Annotated in this window: 21 protein-coding genes; 1 reads left to right on the top strand and 20 read right to left on the bottom strand. The window is 60.0% G+C overall.

The window, feature by feature from the left end; genetic code table 11:
- Positions 1–160: 160 nt before the first annotated feature.
- The 18 genes from radC to DRET_RS07050 all read right to left on the bottom strand — a co-directional run bounded on the left by radC (position 161) and on the right by DRET_RS07050 (position 17486).
- Positions 161–847, bottom strand: a complete 687-nt coding sequence (gene radC, locus DRET_RS07140; RefSeq protein WP_015751862.1) for a RadC family protein — start codon at positions 845–847, stop codon at positions 161–163.
- Positions 848–950: 103 nt separating this feature from the next.
- On the bottom strand, positions 951–1919 hold the full coding sequence (locus tag DRET_RS07135; protein WP_015751861.1) for a DNA polymerase III subunit delta: 969 nt from the start codon (positions 1917–1919) through the stop codon (positions 951–953).
- A 603-nt stretch (positions 1920–2522) separates the two neighbouring features.
- A complete protein-coding gene (lptE, locus tag DRET_RS12990) occupies positions 2523–3032 on the bottom strand; it encodes an LPS assembly lipoprotein LptE (RefSeq protein ID WP_015751860.1) in 510 nt (169 codons plus the stop codon).
- Positions 3016–5511, bottom strand: coding sequence for a leucine--tRNA ligase (gene leuS, locus DRET_RS07125; protein WP_015751859.1), 2496 nt, complete (start codon positions 5509–5511; stop codon positions 3016–3018). Before leuS ends, lptE begins: the two co-directional genes overlap by 17 nt.
- Before the next feature lie 80 nt (positions 5512–5591).
- Positions 5592–6035 carry a transcription antitermination factor NusB gene (gene nusB / locus DRET_RS07120; protein WP_015751858.1) on the bottom strand — a complete coding sequence of 148 codons (444 nt, stop codon included), beginning with the start codon at positions 6033–6035 and terminating at the stop codon, positions 5592–5594.
- A 7-nt stretch (positions 6036–6042) separates the two neighbouring features.
- On the bottom strand, positions 6043–6513 hold the full coding sequence (gene ribH / locus DRET_RS07115; protein WP_015751857.1) for a 6,7-dimethyl-8-ribityllumazine synthase: 471 nt from the start codon (positions 6511–6513) through the stop codon (positions 6043–6045).
- A 138-nt stretch (positions 6514–6651) separates the two neighbouring features.
- Positions 6652–7869, bottom strand: a complete 1218-nt coding sequence (locus DRET_RS07110; protein WP_015751856.1) for a bifunctional 3,4-dihydroxy-2-butanone-4-phosphate synthase/GTP cyclohydrolase II — start codon at positions 7867–7869, stop codon at positions 6652–6654.
- Positions 7870–7978: 109 nt separating this feature from the next.
- A complete protein-coding gene (locus DRET_RS07105; protein ID WP_015751855.1) occupies positions 7979–8641 on the bottom strand; it encodes a riboflavin synthase in 663 nt (220 codons plus the stop codon).
- 18 nt (positions 8642–8659) lie between these two features.
- Entirely contained in the window at positions 8660–9856 is a 1197-nt protein-coding gene (ribD, locus tag DRET_RS07100; protein ID WP_244147904.1) for a bifunctional diaminohydroxyphosphoribosylaminopyrimidine deaminase/5-amino-6-(5-phosphoribosylamino)uracil reductase RibD, read from the bottom strand.
- Positions 9825–10286, bottom strand: a complete 462-nt coding sequence (locus tag DRET_RS07095) for a deoxycytidylate deaminase (RefSeq protein ID WP_015751853.1) — start codon at positions 10284–10286, stop codon at positions 9825–9827. Before DRET_RS07095 ends, ribD begins: the two co-directional genes overlap by 32 nt.
- A complete protein-coding gene (glyA, locus tag DRET_RS07090; protein WP_015751852.1) occupies positions 10283–11545 on the bottom strand; it encodes a serine hydroxymethyltransferase in 1263 nt (420 codons plus the stop codon). Before glyA ends, DRET_RS07095 begins: the two co-directional genes overlap by 4 nt.
- 10 nt (positions 11546–11555) lie before the next feature.
- Positions 11556–12803, bottom strand: coding sequence for a beta-ketoacyl-ACP synthase II (fabF, locus tag DRET_RS07085; RefSeq protein WP_015751851.1), 1248 nt, complete (start codon positions 12801–12803; stop codon positions 11556–11558).
- A 263-nt stretch (positions 12804–13066) separates the two neighbouring features.
- A complete protein-coding gene (gene acpP / locus DRET_RS07080; protein WP_015751850.1) occupies positions 13067–13297 on the bottom strand; it encodes an acyl carrier protein in 231 nt (76 codons plus the stop codon).
- 254 nt (positions 13298–13551) lie between these two features.
- The gene (gene fabG, locus DRET_RS07070) at positions 13552–14298 is read right to left on the bottom strand and encodes a 3-oxoacyl-[acyl-carrier-protein] reductase (RefSeq protein WP_015751849.1); all 747 of its coding nucleotides are present in this window, start codon (positions 14296–14298) and stop codon (positions 13552–13554) included.
- 153 nt (positions 14299–14451) lie between these two features.
- On the bottom strand, positions 14452–15453 hold the full coding sequence (locus DRET_RS07065) for a beta-ketoacyl-ACP synthase III (protein ID WP_015751848.1): 1002 nt from the start codon (positions 15451–15453) through the stop codon (positions 14452–14454).
- Between the two features lie 169 nt (positions 15454–15622).
- Entirely contained in the window at positions 15623–16711 is a 1089-nt protein-coding gene (gene plsX / locus DRET_RS07060; protein ID WP_015751847.1) for a phosphate acyltransferase PlsX, read from the bottom strand.
- On the bottom strand, positions 16698–16886 hold the full coding sequence (rpmF, locus tag DRET_RS07055; RefSeq protein ID WP_015751846.1) for a 50S ribosomal protein L32: 189 nt from the start codon (positions 16884–16886) through the stop codon (positions 16698–16700). The genes plsX and rpmF overlap by 14 nt, the downstream gene beginning before the upstream one ends.
- Before the next feature lie 66 nt (positions 16887–16952).
- Positions 16953–17486, bottom strand: coding sequence for a YceD family protein (locus tag DRET_RS07050; protein WP_015751845.1), 534 nt, complete (start codon positions 17484–17486; stop codon positions 16953–16955).
- 234 nt (positions 17487–17720) lie between these two features.
- Here DRET_RS07050 and rpmB point away from each other — a divergent pair, with 234 nt between their 5' ends.
- Positions 17721–17918, top strand: coding sequence for a 50S ribosomal protein L28 (gene rpmB, locus DRET_RS07045; RefSeq protein ID WP_015751844.1), 198 nt, complete (start codon positions 17721–17723; stop codon positions 17916–17918).
- Between the two features lie 150 nt (positions 17919–18068).
- On the opposite strand, the gene gltX is transcribed toward rpmB, so the two are convergent.
- Entirely contained in the window at positions 18069–19460 is a 1392-nt protein-coding gene (gene gltX / locus DRET_RS07040) for a glutamate--tRNA ligase (RefSeq protein ID WP_015751843.1), read from the bottom strand.
- 388 nt (positions 19461–19848) lie between these two features.
- Positions 19849–20070, bottom strand: a complete 222-nt coding sequence (locus DRET_RS07035; RefSeq protein ID WP_015751842.1) for a NifU family protein — start codon at positions 20068–20070, stop codon at positions 19849–19851.

The following is a 20070-nucleotide window of genomic DNA, read 5'->3' as shown; positions in this document are numbered from 1 at the left end:
AAAACAATAAATCATCAGAATTGATTTGCAACCCCGTTGACGAAAAAAAGATTTCCCCCCGGCTTTCAGGGCCGGACAAGGGCGCGGGCTACTGAGAGACAGGGCGGCGGTTTCGTGGTTCCGGTTGTCAGATCAGGCCGCTGCCTGCTCCGGGATGGACTCAGAGCATGTGCGAGGACTGGAAGCTGAAAAACGCTTCTTCACAGACGATGACATGGTCCAGAATGCGGAAGCCGAGTTCCCGGGAGGCGGACAGGAGACGGTTGGTGAGATCCTTGTCCTGGGGGGATGGTGTCGGGTCGCCGCCGGGATGGTTGTGGACCAGGATCAGCCCGGAGGCCTGTTTGGTCAGGGCCAGCCGGAGGACTTCGCGGGGATAGACGGCGGTCTGATCCACAGTACCGGTGAATAGCCGACAAAAATCACAAAGTCGGTTCTTGTTGTCCACCAGGGCGACCCAGAACTCTTCGTGGCTCAAACGGCCGAATCGCTCCCGGGCCATGCGGGCGACGCGCTCCGGGGAGGAGAGGACGTCCCGGCCGAGCAGGCCGCTTTGTTCCTGCCGGGCCCGGGTTTCCTGCAGGAGGGTGAAAAAAAGCCCCACACCGGGGCCGACGCCCGGCACGTCTTGAAGCGCTTGGCCGGAGGCGGTCAGCACAGAGCCGAGGGTGCCGAACCGGGCCAGCAGATCCTTGGCCAGAGGTTTGGTGTCGCGCTGGGGCAGGGCGTACCCGAGTAAAAGTTCCAGAATTTCGTAGTCCGGGACGGATTCCGGCGAGGCGTCGAAGCGGGATTTGAGCCGCTGGCGATGACCAATATAGTGGGGTTTGCTTTCCTGCCGGGGCATGCGCACCTTCCTGTTATGGTGTCCAGTCACTTTGCACAGCGCTTTAAAAGGCGGGTCGGGAACCGGAGAGATGCGATGCCAGCGGGCGGCTGGTCGACTCCCGTCAGCTGCGAAACAGGCGCATCAGGCCGGTGAGCAATGTTTCCAAAGCCTGGTCCGGGGTGCGCTCGCCCGACTTGATGCCGGCCTCGGCCTCCAGGGCCAAGGACCAGATTTGCGTCAGCCGGGGGCCGCCGAGCTGCCGGGCCAGGGCTGCCTTGCGGTTTTTGACCCTGTGCGGCAACCGGATGCCCTCCACCGGCCCGTACTCAAGCTGCCACAAGAGCCGGGCTTCGCGAACCAACAGGCCCAGAAAGGGAAAGACCATCTCGGAATCAGAGCCCAGGCGGTCGTGGAAGACGGTCCGCCAGATCTGGAGATTGGCGCCTCCCTCCTGGAGCGAACTCATGAACGCGAAAATGTCGAGGTCCGGTTCGTGGGTGATGACCTCCAGGTCCTCGAGTTGGAGTGTGTTGCCGCGATCCTTGGCGAGAAGCTCAAGTTTGGCCAGTTCATTGTCAAGGGCGGCGACCTGGAGGGGCAAGCGTTGGGCCGCCTTTTCCTGTACTACGGCCGGAAGCGTTATCGAGCGAGCCCGAGCCCAGCGCTGAAGGTATTCCGGCAGGGCTTCGCGCGTCAGGCCAGGCGACTGCCAGATCCATTTCTTTTGCTGCGCCAGCTTCCAAAACGGGCGGTGCTGCAAACCGGCGGGAATGGAAGGGGTGCTTCGTTTCCATTCGTGCTCAAGGCAGAATATCGGCCAGACCTGGGGATTGAAACTGCGCAGAAGGGGGCTGAACTTTTTCCAGTCTTCAGCTTTAAGGGCCTCGGCCCGGCGGAGGATGACCGCCCGTTTGCCCCCGATCAGCGAGGTCAGGGTCAGGTCTTCCCACAACCGTTCGGGGAACTCTTCGTCCGCCCAATAGATGTGACGGTCCCAGACCTCCCCGTCCTTTTGGAGCAAGGCCGTGAGCCGCTTTTGCAACCACTGGCTGTCGGGGCAGAAACAGAAAAGAAAGCCCGGTCGGGACATGGACGCTCCTTCAGGCGCAGGACTGTTACCACGGCGGTCTTTACCAGGTTGAAAATTTCCCAATGGCAGACAGCTGCAAAACGTTCAAACTCTTGCGTACGGATAGCTACGCTGCGACCGTGAACGTTTTGTCGCCGTCCCTTGGGATTTTTGAGCGGCCTGTATTATATGACATTTTTCAGGCTCTTCGTCACAGAGCATGGAATTTCAGACGCAAAAGTTTGCCGTCTCTTCTGTGTGCTTCGAGCGAAAGGCCCGCACATTTTCTTGGTCCCGCCAAAAGGGGGAAACCGGACCGCGAACTGAATGCTCCCAGGCGGATTCCGATGCAAAAAGGGCCATCTTCGACACCTGGAGTTCTGTTCCACTTGAGAGTCCGGAGGGGGCAAGGATCCCCCTTTGGCGGGATTTAGAAAATACCGGGCCGAAAGTGGCACACAGAAGAGACGGCAAACTCCAAAAATCCACAGGATCCGTCAAAGAACCATTTTTCAACAGTCAGTTCAGGCAGATCGTGAAGTCCGGGGGATGTTCCGTGTCCCCCGGGACCACGCAAGAGGGAGAAATCAGACCCGAGTGTTTCGTTTGGCACGAAAGAGCAGTTCAAAAGCCACTGCCGAGCCGGTCGACGAGCCGTTCGATGAAGTCGTCCACAGCGTCTTTGCCGGCAGCGGTACTGCTCTCATTGTCAGTTTGGTAGGAAACGTTGGTCTGGACCTGGCCGGAGTTCCAGACCCGCTGTGAGGACGCAGACTCGAAGATCTGGGCCTCACCGGCGATCCGAATTTCGGATTTGACGGTGTCCTCGTCGCTGCTTTGCCGCAATCCCGAGTCGGAATAGGAGGTGACCTTGAGCCGGATCAGTCCCTGGGCCGCGTCCCGGCTGACCCAGGTGATCTGGCCCCGGCGGGCCAATTCATCGCGCAGGCTGCGACGGAGATACGGCTCCATCCAGGACTCGGTGCTCGGTTGGCTGACGCTATCCAGAGCCAACCGGGTCATGCCCTGGGGCAAGGCGACCGGCGCTGCAGAACTCAAATGGTAGCCGCAGCCGGCGAGCAACATGAGCACGGCCAGCAGGAGCGTGAATGCGTATTCAGGCCGCGACCACATTGACCAGTTTGCCCGGAACGACAATGACTTTCTTGATTTCCTTGCCGGAGATGTGATGCTGGACGTTTTCATGAGCGAGCGCGGCCTCCTGGATGGTTTCTTTTGCCGCATCCGTGGCTACGGCGATCTTGCCCCGCAATTTGCCGTTGACCTGGACCACAATCTGGACCTCGTCCTGCCGCAGGGCGTCGGGATCGTACGTCGGCCAGCCGGTCTGGGCCAGCGGCGTCGTGTGCCCGAGCCGCTGCCACAACTCTTCGCAAAGATGGGGCGTCATGGGCGCAAGCAAGGTCAGTGTCGTGGCCAGAGCCGAGCCCAGGGCGTGACGGTCCGTTTCGCTTGCCAGCAAGGATTCCCGAGCGGCGGAAATCTCGTTGACCAGTTCCATCACTGCGGCAATGGCTGTATTGAATTGGAATTTTTCTTCCATGTCCGCGGAGACCTTCTGGACTGTGAGGTGCTCCTTGCGGCGTAACGCGGCAGCGGTCTCGGAGAGTTCGCCCGCTGGCAGCGGCGCGCATGCGGGCAGGGTCGGAAGCGTACCGGAGAGGTCCTGACCCATGCGCCACAGGCGGGCCAGAAAACGGTAGGCCCCCTCGACGGCCTTGTCGTTCCAGTCCAGATCCCGTTCCGGCGGCGCCGCGAACAGAGTGAACAAACGGGTGGTGTCCGCGCCGTAGGTCTCCAGCATCTCGTTGGGGTCAACGATGTTGCCCTTGGACTTGGACATCTTGGCCCCATCCTTGAGAACCATGCCCTGGGTCAGCAGGTGCTGAAACGGTTCGTCAAGATCCATATACCCCAGATCGCGCAAGGCTTTGGTAAAAAAGCGGGCGTAGAGCAGGTGTAAAATGGCGTGCTCAATGCCGCCGATGTATTGGTCCACCGGCAGCCAATAGTCCAGAGCCTCTTTGTCAAAGGGGGCCGACTCCAGGCGCGAGGCGGTGTAACGGGCAAAATACCAGCTCGATTCGACAAAGGTGTCCATGGTGTCTGTCTCGCGCTGAGCGATTCCGCCGCATTGGGGACACGTGGTGTGCACAAAGGCTTCGCTGTCCGGAAGGGGGGAACGGCCGTCGGGGTTGGTCTGGACCTCGAGGGGGAGGTCCACGGGCAGGTCCTCGGCGGGAACGGGCTGGACCCCGCAGGTGTCGCAATAGACCATCGGGATGGGGGCGCCCCAATACCGCTGCCGGGAGATATTCCAATCCCGCAGCCGGTATTGCACGGTTTGCGTGCCCTGGCCGTTGGCCTCAAGGTGTTCGGTGATCGCCTGCTTGGCGGATTCGTTGTCCTGGCCGGTGAACGGTCCGGACTGGGCCAGAATGCCGGGTTCCGTATAGGCCTGTTCCAAGGTGGTTTCCTCCAGGCAGGCCTCATTGTCCGGTTGAATGACCACGCGGATGGGAAGATTGTATTTGGTGGCGAATTCAAAGTCCCGCTGGTCATGGGCCGGCACAGCCATGACCGCTCCGGTGCCGTATTCCATGAGCACAAAATTGGCGACATAGATGGGCATCCGCTCCCCGGTGACCGGATTGAGGCAATAGGAGCCGGTGAAGATCCCTTCTTTTTCCTGCTCCTCTATGGAGCGGATATTGCGGTCCTGGTTGCGGATACGCTCGACAAAGGCCCGCACTGCCTCTGGGTCCTCGGCGCGGGCAATGCACGTCTCGACAAGCGGATGCTCCGGGGCCAGGCTCATGAATGTCGCGCCGTAGAGGGTGTCCGGGCGGGTGGTGAAGACCCGGATCGACTCCTCAAGCCCGTCGACCTGAAAATCGATTTCCGAACCGTAGCTTTTGCCGATCCAATTGCGCTGCATGGTGATCACCCGTTCGGGCCAGGTCCCGTCCAGTTTATCCAGGTCCTGCAGCAATTCGTCGGCGTAAGCAGTGATACGTACGAACCATTGGGCGAGTTCCTTGTGCTCGACCTCGCTGTCGCAGCGCCAGCACATCCCTTCTTCGACCTGTTCGTTGGCCAGCACGGTGTTGCAGCCGGGGCACCAGTTCACGGGCGCCTTTTTGCGGTAGATGAGCCCTTTTTCATACAGCTTGAGGAAAAAGAGCTGTTCCCATTTGTAATAGCCGGGATGACAGGTGGCCAGTTCTCGCTGCCATTCCAGGGAGTACCCGAGCCGTTGGAGTTGCTGGCGCATTTCCGTGATGTTGGCGTAGGTCCATTTGGCCGGATGCGTACCGTGCTTGATGGCCGCGTTTTCCGCTGGCAGTCCGAACGCGTCCCAGCCCATAGGATGGAAGACATTGTAGCCGCGCATACGCTTGAAGCGGGCAATGACATCGCCGATGGTGTAGACGCGGACATGGCCCATATGGATCCGCCCGGAGGGATAGGGAAACATTTCCAAGACATAATACTTGGGCTTGTCAGGATCGACTGCGGTGTCAAAATCCCGGTTCCTGGACCATGCGTCCTGCCAGGTGGTTTCTATGTGCTGGGGAGTGTATTCCTCCATGGCGCGTCCTGTATCCTTTCTGCGGTTGTGTTGATGGTCGGGAAAAAGTCCACGGCCTTGTCGCCTCTGGCCCTCGGAGGTCACCGTTTCGGGCAGGCTTTGGCGGCCGCATCCAGAATGCCGTTGACGAAGCCCCGGGACTGTTCGTCACCGAATTCCTTGGCCAGTTCGACACCCTCGTTGATCGCTACCTTCGGGGGGATGTCCGAGCGGAAGTACATTTCATACAGCGCCAGACGCAAAATGGAGAGTTCGATCTTGGCGATGCGTCCCACACGCCAATGCTGCGAGTGGCGACTGATGAGCTCGTCCAGCTCGTCCCGGTTTTCCCAGACGCCCTGGACCAGTTCCCACGCGAAATCAGCGGCTGCCTCTCCGACCTCCTCCTGTTCGATCAAATGGGTGAAGGTCCGTTGCAAAAGAGCCAGTCCGTTGCCGTGCGACTCTTGGAAATTCAAAGAATACAGCACCTGAAAGGCAGTCTGCCGCCCCAGGCGCCGTGCTGATTTAGTGCTTTTGGCCATAGCCTTCCTACAGCTGGCTCATGACTTGAGCCGTTTCAAGGGTTGCCTGTGCCGCTTCCACGCCCTTGTTGCCGGCCTTGCTCCCGGCGCGCTCAATGGCCTGTTCCAGGGTATCCGTGGTCAGGATACCGAAACCGACCGGTATTTCGGCGTCGAGGGCGACCTGGGCCAAGCCTTTGCTGGCTTCAGCGGCCACAAAATCAAAGTGGGGGGTGGCGCCACGGATGATGGCGCCCAGGCAGATAATGCCGTCGTATTTTTGTGAGGCTGCGATCCGCTTGGCCACCAGGGGCATTTCAAAGGCACCGGGAAGACGGATAAGGGTTATATCAGCCCGGTCAACGCCGTGGCGGACCAGATAATCCACGGCCCCGGAGATGAGCCGGTCGACAATGAAGTCGTTGAACCGGGTGGCGATGATGCCGAAGCGCAATCCCTGGCCTGTGAGGTGTCCTTCGATGGTCTGTAGCTCTTGCATGTCGAGTTCTCCTGCTGCGTTCATCGGGCGCCGGTTCGCTGGACCCGGCGCCGTTGATCTCCGCCCCTCTCCCGTTGTTGCACCCAAGGCCTGAAGCGGCCCCGGACAAGAATTGTCCCGGGGGGGCGAGGCGGTCGATTATTCCCCTGTGCCGTATTCCTGAGTGAACATATGGCCCATTTTCTCCTGCTTGGTGCGCAGGTAGCAGAGGTTTTCCTCACAGGGCGTGGTCTCCAGGCCGACACGGTCCGTAATCTCCAGCCCGTAACCCTGCAGGCCAACGACCTTCTTGGGATTGTTGGTCATCAAACGCATTTTCTGGACCCCAAGATCGACAAGGATCTGGGCCCCGATACCGTAATCGCGGAGGTCGGGTTCAAAGCCGAGTTCGAGATTGGCTTCGACCGTATCCTTGCCCTGGTCCTGGAGGTGGTAAGCGCGGATTTTGTTGCCCAGGCCGATCCCCCGGCCTTCCTGGCGCATATACAGCAGGATGCCGTTGCCTTCCTCTTCGATCATGCGCATGGCGTTCTGGAGTTGATTGCCACAGTCGCAACGGAGGCTGCCGAAGATGTCCCCGGTCAGGCATTGGCTGTGGACCCGGACCAGGATCGGCTCGTCTTCGTGGATTTCCCCTTTGACCAGGGCCAAATGGGTATGGTCTTCGATCTCGCTCTCGTAGGCGACAGCCCGGAAGTGACCGAATTTCGTCGGCAATTGCGCTTCGCCCACGGCGGTGACCAGGGAATCGAATTTGGAGCGGTAGCGGATCAGACTTTCAATGGTCGCGATCTTCAGGCCGTGCTTTTCGGCAAAGACCTCCAGATCCGGCATCCGGGCCATGGTGCCGTCTTCACGCATGATCTCGCAGATCACCGAGGCTGGTTTGCATCCGGCCAGTTTGCTCAGATCGACACTGCCCTCGGTCTGACCGGCGCGGACCAGGACTCCGCCGTTGCGGGCGCGCAAAGGGAAGATATGTCCCGGTGTGCTGATATCGTCCGGGGTGACATCTTCCTGGACCGCAGCCTGAATGGTTGTGGCCCGGTCGTGTGCGGAAATCCCGGTGGTCACTCCCTGAGCGGCCTCAATGGAGACGGTGAAGGCGGTGCCGAATTTGGATTCGTTGCGCCGGGGCTGCATCGGCAGTTCAAGGCGGTCGACCCATTCCGGGGCCAGGGCAAGGCAGATGAGCCCCCGTCCGTGGGTGGCCATGAAATTGATGGCCTCAGGCGTGATATGTTCTGCGGCAATGGTCAGGTCGCCCTCGTTTTCGCGATCTTCGTCGTCGACCAGGATGAGCATGCGGCCTTGACGGATTTCTTCAATGGCTTCCTCTGGCGTACAAACAGGCATGGTGTCCTCAGTCTCCGGGGTGTCCCGGTAGTGATAGGTGTTGCAACAAGTTCAACGTCCCGTCCGGACCCGCGGCTGCGCACAGATCCGGTACACGTGGTTCCTGTCTTTAAAAACCGTGCTCGCGGAGAAAATCCAGGGTCAGACCCTGGCCGGTTTCCGGCTCGCCTGCCGGCTCTCCGCTCCAGGGAGCAACCATTTTCTGGACGTATTTTCCGATGATGTCGACTTCCATATTGACCTGAGAGCCGACCTGCCACGAGGCGATGGTCGTCTCCTTTCGCGTGGTCGGGATGATATTTACGGCCAGAGTCGTTGGTGTACAGGCATTGACGGTCAAGCTGATCCCATCGAGGCAGACCGATCCCTTGTCGACCACGAACGGTCCCCATTGTTTGGGGAAGCCCAGGGTGTAGGCGGTGGACTGGCCGGCCGCAGTGATCTGTTCGATGCGGGCCAGACAATCCACATGGCCGCTGACCAGATGGCCGCCGAGCCTGTCGCCCACGGCCAGGGCGCGCTCAAGATTCACGGCATCTCCGGGGCGCAGGCCGCCGAGATTGGAGCGGCGCAATGTTTCGGCAGAGGCGTAGACCGTAAACCAATCCCGTCCAAAGGTCTCCACGGTCAGGCAGACTCCGTTGACGGCGATGCTTTCCCCGTACTCGCAGTCGGTCAGTGAGAAGTGGGGACGGATGCGGAGACGGCTTTCATCGCCTTTTTTGTCCAGGGCGCTCACAGTTCCGACGCCGAGAATAAGTCCGGTGAACATGGATGATCGTCCTTTCGACTACCGCGACCGGGGGGCTGGGATCGATTCGGGGGCACCGTTTCGAGCGGCCCCCTGCTGTGTCTGAGGGCGTAATTCCAGACACATATCAGCGCCGACCTGCCGCGAGCGGGTGAAACGCCAGGGCAACGCCTGCCCCATATCCAGTTCGTCCCGGCCGGAAAAAAGATTGATCGCTGTCGCGTCGCCCAGGATTTTCGGGGCCAAGTACAGGCGTAGTCTGTCAGCAAGACCTTGCTCGGCCAAAGCCAGAGCCAATCGGCCGCCGCCTTCACAGAGGATGGTGTGGCCCAGGCCTTGATCAAAAAAATGTGTCAGTCCGGCCCGAAGATCGAGCATCCCGGAAGCGGTGAGCGGCAGATCCCAGATCCGGCAGCCCAGGGCGCGCAGGGCATCGGCCTGGGGCGTCCGGGATTGGTCGTCAGTCGTCCAGAAGATGGTCTCCTGCGGCCGATGGCGCAGCAGGTGGAGATCGTCCTGGGCCTCAGGCAAGCGGGAGGTGACGACCAGGGCCAAGGGCTGTTTATTCAGGGCCCTTTCACTGCGACAAGTCAGGCGGGGATTGTCCGCGCGCAAGGTCCCGCCTCCAACGAGAACACCATCGACCCGGCCGCGCAGTCCATGCACCTCCTCGCGGGCTTCCGGGCCGCTGACCCAGGCCGAATGGCCGCTGCGGGTAGCGATTTTTCCATCCAGAGTGGCCGCGAGTTTGAGCAGGACACCAGGGCGTTTTTCCTGTTGCCAAAGAAGAAAATCGGCTATGAGGTCCCGGCATGCCGGTTCCAGAATACCCACCTCCACCTCCACGCCCTGGTCACGCAGAAAAGCGGTTCCGCCGCCACCCACATGGGGATTGGGGTCCAGGGTGCCAATGCCCACGCTGCGGATGCCGGCTTCGATGATGGCTTTGGTGCACGGAGGGGTCCTGCCGTGATGATTGCACGGTTCTAATGTGACCCACAAGGTGCATTCCGACAAGTCCACTCCAGCTGCCCTGGCCTGGGCAATGGCTTCGACTTCGGCGTGGGGCGCCCCGCAAGCGGTGTGGTATCCTTCGGCCATAACCGCTCCATTGCGGGTGATGACCGCTCCGACGCAGGGATTTGGCGCGGTTCGGCCGAAGCCGGTTTCGCCCAGTTCTACCGCGTGCTGCATCACCGCTTCTTTAGCGTTCTGCGGCAGGCGTAAATCGCTCATAGACGACACCGGCTTCTTCCAGCATCTCCCGCGCCAAGGCATCGGGATAGCCTTCAGCGAAATAGATAGCCGTAATGTTGGAATTGATAAGCATTTTGGTACAGATCAGACACGGCTGCGTGGTGCAGAAAATCTCGGCGCCCTTGAGAGGAATGCCGTGGACTGCGGCCTGAATAATGACGTTTTGTTCAGCGTGCAGTCCACGGCACAATTCGTGGCGTTCCCCGGAGGGGATCCCCATTTTTTCCCGCAGACACCCGATATCCAGACAATGGGCCAAGCCGGCAGGAGCGCCGTTGTACCCGGTGGCCAGGATACGGTTGTCCTTGACCGCAATCGCCCCAACCCGGCGCCGCAGGCATGTCGAGCGCTCGGCCACAAGATGCGCTATGCGCATGAAATAGTCGGGCCAGGGCAGACGGGGGGTCATGAGGAGAGGTCCGCCCCAGGCTGGGAGATGAATAGCGGGAATTCACCGGCGAAGGCGGCAATTTCCTTGTTGATCTCCAGCAAGCGAGTTTCGTTGTCCATATTGTCCAGCGCGGCTTCGATCCAGGCCGCGATCTGATGCATGTGCTCGGCGGTCATGCCGCGGGTGGTTACTGCCGGTGTGCCTAGGCGGATACCGGAGGTCACGAAAGGAGAACGGGTCTCAAAAGGGACCGTGTTCTTGTTGGCGGTGATTCCGGCTTTGTCCAGGGCAGCTTCAGCATCTTTCCCGGTGATGTTCTTGCGCGTCAGATCGACAAGCAGGAGGTGGTTATCGGTCCCGCCGGAGACGAGGTCGAAACCGGTCTCGGTCAGGGCGTGGCCCAGTGCCTGAGCGTTGGCCACGACCTGCTCCTGATAGGCGCGAAAGCTCGGTTGCAGGGCCTCGCCAAACGCCACCCCTTTGGCGGCGATGACATGCATGAGCGGTCCACCCTGAATACCGGGAAAAATCTGGGAATTCAGTGTCTTGCCAAATTCAGAACCGCTGAGGATGAGTCCGCCGCGCGGGCCGCGCAGTGTCTTGTGGGTCGTCGAGGTCGTGAAATGGGCATGGCCGATGGGAGAGGCGTGCAGCCCGGTGGCGACAAGACCGGCGATGTGGGCCATATCGACCATGAGTTGGGCGCCGACCTCGTCGGCAATAGCCCGGAATCGGGCGAAGTCGATTTCCCTGGGGTAGGCGCTGGCCCCGGCAATGATCAGTTGGGGGCGATGCGTGCGGGCCTGTTCGGCGACCTGCTCGTAATCGATGATCCCAGTGGCTTGATCCACACCGTAGAACACGGTTTTGAAGAGCTTGCCGGAGAAGCTCACCGGAGCGCCGTGGGTCAGATGGCCGCCGTGGGACAGATCCATGCCCATGATGGTGTCGCCTGGCTTCAAGGCCCCGAAATAGACCGCCATGTTCGCCTGGGAGCCCGAATGGGGCTGGACGTTGGCGTACTCGGCCCCGAAGAGCTGGCAGGCCCGTTCCCGGGCGAGTTCTTCGGCCATGTCCACGAATTCGCAGCCGCCGTAATACCGCTTGCCAGGATACCCTTCGGCGTATTTGTGGGTCATGATCGAGCCGGTGGCCTCGCGAACGGCGGCGGATGTGAAATTTTCCGAGGCGATGAGTTCGATCTTGCTCAATTGCCGTTGGTGTTCGAGATCGATTGCCTTGGCCATATCTGGGTCGGTCTGGAGCAAGTGCTGCATGGCGTGGTCCTTATTTCCCGTCGTACTGCTTAAAGAGCATGGTGGCATTGGTTCCGCCGAAGCCGAATGAATTGCACAGCGCGTATTGCACTGACTGCTCTCGGGTCCCGTCGGCGACATAGTCCAGGTCGCATTCGGGTTCCGGGTTCTCGAGGTTGATCGTCCCGGGGATCTTGCCTTCATCAAGTGTTTTGACCGAAATGACGCTTTCGAGACCGCCGGCTGCACCGAGCAGGTGTCCGACCATGGATTTATTGGCGGTGACTGGAATGGATGTGGCACGGTCCCCAAAAACATCCTTGATGGCCCGGGTCTCGCAGAGATCGTTGAGCGCTGTCGATGTGCCGTGGGCGTTGATATGGTCGATATCCTCAGGCTGCACCCCGGCTTCCTTGATGGCTGCCCGCATGCAGCGGGACATGCCCTCGCCGTCTTCCTTGGGGGCGGTCATGTGGTAGCCGTCGGCCGAAGCGCCGAAACCGACAACCTCGGCATAGATGCGGGCGCCTCGGGCCAGGGCATGATCGAGCGATTCGAGCAGGAGCAGGCCGCACCCTTCAGCCATGACAAAGCCGTCACGGCCCTGGTCAAAGGGGCGTGAGGCCCTGGTCGGATCATCGTTGCGGGTCGACAGGGCCCGCATGGCGTTGAAGCCGGAAACGCCCATCGGCGTGATGGTCGATTCCACTCCGCCGCAAATCATGGCCTTGGCCCGGCCGAGCATGATGTCGGTGTAGGCGTAGCCGATGCCGTGCAGGCCGGAGGCACACGCGGAGGTGGTCACCAAATTGGGCCCTTTGGCGCCGGTGCTGATGGAGATCTGCCCCGGGGCCATGTTGGAGATCAGGATCGGGATATAGAACGGAGAGACCCGTTTGGGACCTGATTTCATCAATTTGGTGTGGAATTCCTCAATGGTTTTCAACCCCCCGAGCCCGCAGCCCAAAAGCGTCCCGACGTCACCTTGTTCCTCTTCCGGAATCTGCCATTGGGCGTTTTCGAAGAGCATCTGCGTGGCCGCTACGGCGAATTGGGTGAAACGGTCCATGCGCCGGGCCTGTTTGCGTTCGATAAAGTCTTCTACATTAAAGTCAGAGACTTCACCGGCGATGGTGGTGGCGTATTCACTGGCATCAAATTGTGTGATCGGGCCGATCCCGGATTTCCCGGCCAAGAGATTGGTCCAGGTCGTTTCCAGATCGGCGCCAATGGGCGACAACGCCGACAAGCCGGTCACAACTACCCTGTTCAAATTCATACTCTCCCCGCTACGCAACTGCTTGAGATGGCGAGACGGCCCAAGCAGGCTTTGGCAAAATTTCTGTGCTCTCGTTTTGTTCTGGGCTCTACCGCGATGCTGGCTCCAGCCGGAGCATAAACACCAACCCGGCGTCCGCATGGGCGTGCGTCGGGTTGGTGCCGGCGACGTGTCGCTCGGCGCTCAGGCGGCGTCCGAAGCGAGTGGAGCTCGAACAAATACAGGCGGGCAGCCGATAAAGCGGTGCCCGCCTGGCGTCTCTATTAGCTGTTGGCTTCGATGTAATCCAGAGCGGCTTTCACCGTCGTCAACTTCTGGGCTTCCTCGTCATCAATTTCAATGCCGAATTCATCTTCCATGGCCATGATCAATTCGGTCAGATCCAGGGAATCGGCGCCAAGGTCCTCGACAAAAGAGGCTTCGGGTTTGACCTCATCATTGGAGACACCGAGTTGTTCGGCAACAATTTCCTGAAGTTTTTCAAAAGCAGCCATATGTTCCTCCTCAATGTGTGTTGACGTGTTTGTCCACCTGAAAGCAGGCAGGGTTCAGCAGGCCGCCGGCAATCACCAAATGGGCGGCAGTGCAGCGTTGAATTCAATAGATCCGGACAGATTTGACTGCGGCAAACTTGAATTTTTCTGCACCGACTGGAGATTTTTGAGCAGCCTGCGGGAAAATGTGTTCAAAGTTCAGGCGCGCTGGGGCAGAATCTCGGCTCACGCATTGTTCGCGCCGGGCGACCGGACTAGTTGAGGTGCATGCCGCCGTTGACGCCAAGGACCTGGCCCGTGATGTATCCGGCCTCGTCAGAGGCCAGAAAGGAGACGGTGCCGGCGATATCTTCCGGGCGACCGAACTGCTGAAGCGGGATCTTTTGCTGGTACTGCTCCTTGAGCGAGTCGGACAGGGCGTCGGTCATATCCGTGGCAATGAATCCCGGGGCTACGGCGTTGACTGTCACGCCTCGGGGGGCCAGTTCCAGAGCTGCGGTCTTGGTCAGTCCGATCAGACCGGACTTGGCCGCGACATAGTTGGCTTGGCCGGGGTTGCCCGTCTGAGCGACAACCGAAGCGATATTGATAATCCGCCCGCTGCGGCGCTTCATCATGATTTTCGCGGCCTGCTGCAGACACGCAAAAGAGCCGGTCAGATTGACCTGGATGACCTGTTCCCAGTCCGCCGGTTTCATGCGCACCAGCAGACCATCCTTGGTAATGCCGGCGTTGTTGACCAGCACCTGCAGGTCGACCTTGCCAGCAATATGGTCCCTGAAGAAAGCGGCCACAGCCTCGGTGTCACCTATATTCAAGGACAAGGCGCGGGCTGTGCCTCCCTGAGAGGCGATATCGTCGCAGACCGCTTGCGCCTCGTCAGGCTTGCTGACGTAGGTCAAAAGGACCTCGAAACCGTCCTTGGCCAAACGGGTGGCTACAGCTTTGCCGATGCCCCGGGACCCACCGGTGACCAGGGCTGCCGGGCGAGGAGCGTCCATGGTGTTCTCCATTTCGTTTATCGTCGTCGGTGGCTGGAGCGTTTTGTACCGCAGCGCCGCACGGAAGCGCTTGGGAGTGCGAAGATAAAGGGGGTGTTATCCCGGGTTCCGTGCGTTCCATCCGCTCCTAAAACAACTCACGGCCGTTTGCAATCAATGCCCCCGGCCAAATTTGAGCAAGGCTGCTCCCCAGGTGAATCCGCCACCAAACGACGCCAGCAACACCGTGGCATCTTCAGGGATATAGCCTTCTTGCAACGCTTCGCTTAAGGCCAGCGGAACTGAAGCCGCGGAGGAGTTTCCGAAGCGGTTCACGTTGACGTAGACCTTGTCGATGGGGAAGGCGAGCTTCTTGGCCAGGGCTTCGATAATTCGGATATTGGCTTGGTGGGGGATGAAGAGGTCGATATCCTTGGCCGAAAGACCGGCGCGGGCCAGGACCTGGTTGGTGATGGAGGCCATGCTGCGCACGGCGTGGCGGAAGACCTCACTGCCTTGCATCTGGACAAAAAAGGATTCGTCCACGCTCTCCCCAAGGGCGACAGGGGCCCCAGAACCACCGCCGCGGACGACCAGCAGATCACCGAGGCTGCCGTCTGCACCCAAAAGGACATCATCCAATGCGGCTATTGCATTGTCCTGGTTGCCGAGAACAGCCGCCCCGGCCGCATCGCCGAACAGGACGCAGGTCGAGCGATCGGTGAAATTGGTCCGGGAGGTGATGACTTCACTGCCCACGACCAGGATCTTGGCTTCCGGGTGGATGGCCAGGAAGGCCCGGGCTGTTTCCAGGGAATAGAGAAATCCCGAACAGGCCGCGGCCAAATCCATGGCCATGGCCTGCGAGGCTCCGAGCTTGTGCTGCAAAACGCAGGCGGCGCTGGGCACGTAGGCGTCCGGAGTAAACGTGGCGACAAAAATATGGGTCAGGGAATCGGGAGTCAGGCCAGCCTGTTCCAAGGCCTGCCGGGCGGCGGGAAGGGCCAGATCGGAGCAGGCTTCGTCCGGGGCGGCGACGTGGCGTTCTTTAATCCCGGTTCGGGTGGTGATCCAGTCGTCCGAGGTGTCGACCATCTTTTCGAGGTCGGCATTGGTGAGCGTTCTGGAAGGAGCGTAATGACCGAAGCCGAGAATTTTCGGAGTGTGAGCGGACATAAATGGCAAAGAACCTCGCGCCGTCAAAGCGGTGAGTTGCGGCGGTGCTTGGAGTGCTGCGCCCGGTTGCGGCCGGACGCGACCTCATCCTGTACAGCCATATGCTGGGTTGGGCAGAGGCGGAGCAGGGTGTGTGGCGGCCGCCAGAGGCGGACACAAAAACTCGAAACTACGAAGAGGAGGCCTTGGGCAACTCCTGGGACGCAGCGGCTTCAGAAGCCTCACCATTGCCTCGCCCATAGAGGGAAAGTTCCTTGTTTCTGGTCAATCCCTGGACTAGGTGTTCATTGGCATTGTTGTCGACAAACGTGCCAGCCATGGCTACGGCGCTGGAAATGGACTTGGCGTTCGACGCCCCGTGGCAAACAAGGGCGATCCCGTTGAGCCCAAGTAGCGGGGCACCGCCGTATTCGGCATAGTCGACCCGTTTAGCGAATCGGCGGAAGCCGTCTCTGGCCAGGAGGCATCCCAACTTGGCCATGACGCCCGTGGTCAATTCCCGTTTGAGAATGCGCGACAACGAGTGGGCCAGCCCTTCGCTGATTTTCAGGGCCACATTGCCCACAAAGCCGTCGCACACGGCCACATCGATGTCTCCACCGAAAATGTCCCGGCCTTCAATATTGCCGACAAAATTCAGGGAAGACCGGCTGAGCATGGTGTAGGCATCGCGCACCAGGGCGTTGCCTTTTCCTTCCTCCTCGCCAATGCTCAAAATCCCCACCCGGGGGCTTTCAATCTGCAGGACATCCTTGGCCAGGACATCGGCCATGAGCCCGAATTGAAAGAGGTGCCGCGCTTTGCAGTCCACGTTGGCGCCAACGTCGATCAGTACCAGCGGGTTTTTCTCTGTCGGCAGGATGGACGCCAGCGCTGGGCGTTCAATGCCTTTGATCCGGCCCAGGGTAAACATCCCGCAAGCAAGACTGGCCCCTGAGTTGCCAGCGCTGACAACCCCGTCGGCCCGCCCTTTTTTGACCTGCAAAAACGCTTTCTGGATGGACGTGTCCTGCTTGCGGCGCAATTGGGAGGGCTTGTCCGACATGGCAACCACTTCCCGTGCGTCGACAACATCCACCTCCACGCCAGTGGTGTCGGCTTGGTCCAGGTGGGGACGGATCTCTTCCTCCCGTCCCACAAAGACCAAGGACAGCGCATTGGCTTTCGCGGCATTCAAAGCGCCGGGAACGACCACCTGGGGGCCGAAGTCGCCCCCCATGGCGTCGACGGCTATGCAGGGCCGGCTAGGCTTGTTCATCCCCGGCAGTCCTTGTGTACTGCTTGCCCCGGTAGGTGCCGCAGCTGCTGCAGACGCGGTGCGGCAGCGCGGGCTCGCCGCATTCGCAATAGATGACAGTGGGTTTCGGGACCCGATGGTGGGAGCGGCGCATACCTTTTTTGGAACGAGAGGTTTTCTTTTTCGGCAGGGCCATAGGTCACCTCGATAGTGTGGTTCGTGTTTGACAAGAGAAAAGCAGACAGGGGTCCCCCTGCCTGAACTAATGGACTTTGAGCTTGCGAAAGACAGCCATCCGGGGGTCGCCCTCTTCTGAGGCGCAATCACAGGAATTGGTGTTCAGATTCGCGCCGCAATGCGGGCACAGACCAAGGCACTCCGCTGCGCACAGGACCTTGTCCGGCACAGCGAGTTGGAGTTCTTCCCAGAGGATGCCGGCCACGTCGAGTTCAAGGATTTCGTCGTTCTCGCGCAGGAATCCTGGCGTCAAGGCCTCCAGATCGTCGGCCTCTTCGTCGGGCAATTGCTCGAAGAGTTCGAAATCGCGATGAACAGGCACCCGGGCAGGTTCGGCACACCGGTGGCAGGCCATCTCCAGTTCGCCCTTGAGGGAGCCCCGGATGTAGCAGCCGTCCTTTTGGGGCAACAGGAAAACCGACGCGCGCAACGGTTCGACGATGCGCCAAGGCAACCCGAATTCCTGGAGTGGCTCCGACCAGATCGACTGCTCGGTAAAAGTAAATTCCCGGCCATCGGCCGGGAGATTGGTTATTGTCACCCAATGTGTTGTTGACATAATTGCCTCGCGAACAGCGATATGTAGTCAGGAACAGGAAGACTTGTCAAGATGCTCCCCTTGCCAAGCCGGAAAAAAACGAGTACAGCTACCACCTTTGACCAGACGGAGCAATGGCGCTTTGCCGTCCGGACGCCCCTGACCCCGGGCGGTAGCGTGCGTCATCAGGTATTCCAATAGAGCAGACCAGGCCCCTGGAATCGAAACGGGGCGTGGACATGAAGGAGGACGTCGATGAGCAAGGAATGTTATTTTTGCGGCAAAAAGCCCCAGGTCGGCAATAATGTCAGCCACGCGAACAACAAGACCAAGCGTCGGTTCATGCCCAACTTGCAGCGTGTGCGGACCCAATTGTCCTCAGGGCAGGTCAAGAAAGTGACCGCCTGCACGCGCTGCTTGCGCAGCGGTGCGGTGACCAAGCCCCGCATCTAAGCGGCGCCGCGTCGGTTCGCCGCCCGGCAACGGGGCGTGTAATGTTCCCCGGCCATTGTTCAATGGCCGGGGATTTTTTTGCTCTGCGCAACAGTCGCAGGAAAGGAGTGAAACCGGCTCCCCGAGGCCGAGCAAACATGGTTTTGCGGGTTACGCTGCCACTGCCTGAAAACGGCGCAAAACTCGATCTTTGCCCAGCACCTCCATCATTTCAAACAGGCCTGGACTGGCCTTCCGCCCGGTCAGTGCGACCCGAATCGGCTGGGCCAGGGCCTTGAATTTCAGATCCGTTTCTTCGAGATACTCCCGGACTACCGACTCCAAACCGCTCTGGGAGAAGTCCTGAAGGGCCTCGAAACGGGAAGCCAATGCGTGGAGATGGGCCTTGGCTTCGTCGGTGATGAATTTTTCGACCAGGCCCGGATCCCGGGGGAGAGCATCGTCATCGATGACAAAAACGGCGGCCATGTCCGCCATTTCGCGCATGGTTTTGGCTCGCGGCTGCAGAAGGGGAATGATCTGTTCCAGGTATTCGGCCGCCCCCTGGGGCAGATTGTCCTCGGCCAGCGCCGTATTCAGCGCCTGGACCAGCTCGGCCGGGCGGCGGTGTTTGATGTGTTGGGCGTTGACCCATTCCAGCTTCTCGGTATCGAAGACGCAGGCCGACTTGCCGAGATTGTCCGGGGTGAAGAGCTGGATCAATTCCTCGACCTCGAAAATTTCCTGGTCCCCGTGCGACCAGCCCAAGCGCGCCAGATAATTGACTACGGCTTCCGGCAGATATCCCTGGTCCCTGTATTCCAGGACCGAAGCGGCCCCGTGGCGTTTGCTCAACTTCTTCTTGTCCGGCCCGAGGATCATCGGAACGTGGCCGAAGACCGGCAGGGGATAGCCCAAGGCTTCGTAGAGCAGGACCTGTTTGGGGGTGTTGCTCATGTGGTCGTCGCCGCGAAGAATATGGGTGATACCCATGCTGGCGTCATCGACCACCACGGCGAGCTGGTACGTGGGACTGCCGTCGGCGCGTCGGATGATGAAGTCGTCCAGTTCAGAGTTGTCTACGGCGTTGGCGCCCCGGACCGCATCCATATACGAAGTGCTGCCGCCCAGAGGCGCTTTGAAACGCACGACCCTGTCCGGGCCGGGACCGAGATTTTTTTCGCGGCACCGCCCGTCGTATTTGGGCTTGTCGCCTCTGGCGCGCGCCTGTTCGCGCATGGCCTCGACTTCATCCGGGGTACATTGACAATAATACGCCTTGTCCTCGGCGAGGAGGCGCTCGATGTGTTCCTGGTACAGGGCGGTGCGCTGGCTCTGGTAGTACGGCCCCTCGTCCCAGTCCAGACCGAGCCAACGCATACCTTCGAGGATCCCCTCAGTCATTTCGTCTGTCGAGCGTGCGGCATCGGTATCTTCAATACGCAGGACAAAACGGCCGCCGAAATGCCGGGCCAGAAGCCAATTAAAAAGAGCGGTACGGGCCCCCCCGATATGCAGATGCCCGGTGGGGCTTGGGGGGAAACGGGTGATGATCGGTTCCATAGAGCTGGGTTCTCCTCGGATGGTTGTCGCTTCTCTCGTCTTTGTCGCACAAGGGGATTCTGGTGGTGGCCTCCCCGGTCAAGCGAAGCCCGTCCGGACTGTGGGTTCGGCCTTTTTGGGGCCGCAGGGAGCTTCGCAAGCCTCAAAAGAAAAGGCGGGCTGGGGCCCGCCTTTTGGCGAAAATGCGGCTGTCATGCCCGGGCCGATACTGCCCGAACCGGCCTTACAGGCCGTTGGAACTCTCCCAATGGGAGCAAAGCTACAATTCGTTCAACCCCGTACGGACGAATACGTCCGCAGCGATCTTGAGCGTTTTTCGCCGTCCCTTGGGATCTTTGAACGACCTGCAGTATACGATTTTTTTTTAACAGTCAGCTCAGCGGCGTCGCTAAACGGATTCCACCCCTTTTATTTCCGGGACTTCCTTTAAAAGAACGCGCTCGACGCCGTTTTTAAGGGTCATCTGGGACATAGGGCATCCTTTGCAAGCGCCTTGCAAACGGACTCGGACGATGTTGTTGTCAGTAATTTCAACAAGTTCGATGTCGCCCCCATCGGCCTGGAGGACGGGGCGGACCTTATCCAGAGCAGCTTCTATTTTTTCACGCAT

The organism is Desulfohalobium retbaense DSM 5692 (genome assembly GCF_000024325.1).
In the GTDB taxonomy this organism is placed as follows: Bacteria; Desulfobacterota; Desulfovibrionia; order Desulfovibrionales; family Desulfohalobiaceae; genus Desulfohalobium; species Desulfohalobium retbaense.
This window is presented reverse-complemented; position numbering and strand designations above follow the sequence as displayed.

Coding starts and splice junctions, on each gene's coding strand:
- radC (WP_015751862.1), bottom strand. CDS start 847: ATGCCCCGGCAGGAAAGCAAACCCCACTATATTGGTCATCGCCAGCGG.
- DRET_RS07135 (WP_015751861.1), bottom strand. CDS start 1,919: ATGTCCCGACCGGGCTTTCTTTTCTGTTTCTGCCCCGACAGCCAGTGG.
- lptE (WP_015751860.1), bottom strand. CDS start 3,032: ATGTGGTCGCGGCCTGAATACGCATTCACGCTCCTGCTGGCCGTGCTC.
- leuS (WP_015751859.1), bottom strand. CDS start 5,511: ATGGAGGAATACACTCCCCAGCACATAGAAACCACCTGGCAGGACGCA.
- nusB (WP_015751858.1), bottom strand. CDS start 6,035: ATGGCCAAAAGCACTAAATCAGCACGGCGCCTGGGGCGGCAGACTGCC.
- ribH (WP_015751857.1), bottom strand. CDS start 6,513: ATGCAAGAGCTACAGACCATCGAAGGACACCTCACAGGCCAGGGATTG.
- DRET_RS07110 (WP_015751856.1), bottom strand. CDS start 7,869: ATGCCTGTTTGTACGCCAGAGGAAGCCATTGAAGAAATCCGTCAAGGC.
- DRET_RS07105 (WP_015751855.1), bottom strand. CDS start 8,641: ATGTTCACCGGACTTATTCTCGGCGTCGGAACTGTGAGCGCCCTGGAC.
- ribD (WP_244147904.1), bottom strand. CDS start 9,856: ATGAGCGATTTACGCCTGCCGCAGAACGCTAAAGAAGCGGTGATGCAG.
- DRET_RS07095 (WP_015751853.1), bottom strand. CDS start 10,286: ATGACCCCCCGTCTGCCCTGGCCCGACTATTTCATGCGCATAGCGCAT.
- glyA (WP_015751852.1), bottom strand. CDS start 11,545: ATGCAGCACTTGCTCCAGACCGACCCAGATATGGCCAAGGCAATCGAT.
- fabF (WP_015751851.1), bottom strand. CDS start 12,803: ATGAATTTGAACAGGGTAGTTGTGACCGGCTTGTCGGCGTTGTCGCCC.
- acpP (WP_015751850.1), bottom strand. CDS start 13,297: ATGGCTGCTTTTGAAAAACTTCAGGAAATTGTTGCCGAACAACTCGGT.
- fabG (WP_015751849.1), bottom strand. CDS start 14,298: ATGGACGCTCCTCGCCCGGCAGCCCTGGTCACCGGTGGGTCCCGGGGC.
- DRET_RS07065 (WP_015751848.1), bottom strand. CDS start 15,453: ATGTCCGCTCACACTCCGAAAATTCTCGGCTTCGGTCATTACGCTCCT.
- plsX (WP_015751847.1), bottom strand. CDS start 16,711: ATGAACAAGCCTAGCCGGCCCTGCATAGCCGTCGACGCCATGGGGGGC.
- rpmF (WP_015751846.1), bottom strand. CDS start 16,886: ATGGCCCTGCCGAAAAAGAAAACCTCTCGTTCCAAAAAAGGTATGCGC.
- DRET_RS07050 (WP_015751845.1), bottom strand. CDS start 17,486: ATGTCAACAACACATTGGGTGACAATAACCAATCTCCCGGCCGATGGC.
- rpmB (WP_015751844.1), top strand. CDS start 17,721: ATGAGCAAGGAATGTTATTTTTGCGGCAAAAAGCCCCAGGTCGGCAAT.
- gltX (WP_015751843.1), bottom strand. CDS start 19,460: ATGGAACCGATCATCACCCGTTTCCCCCCAAGCCCCACCGGGCATCTG.
- DRET_RS07035 (WP_015751842.1), bottom strand. CDS start 20,070: ATGCGTGAAAAAATAGAAGCTGCTCTGGATAAGGTCCGCCCCGTCCTC.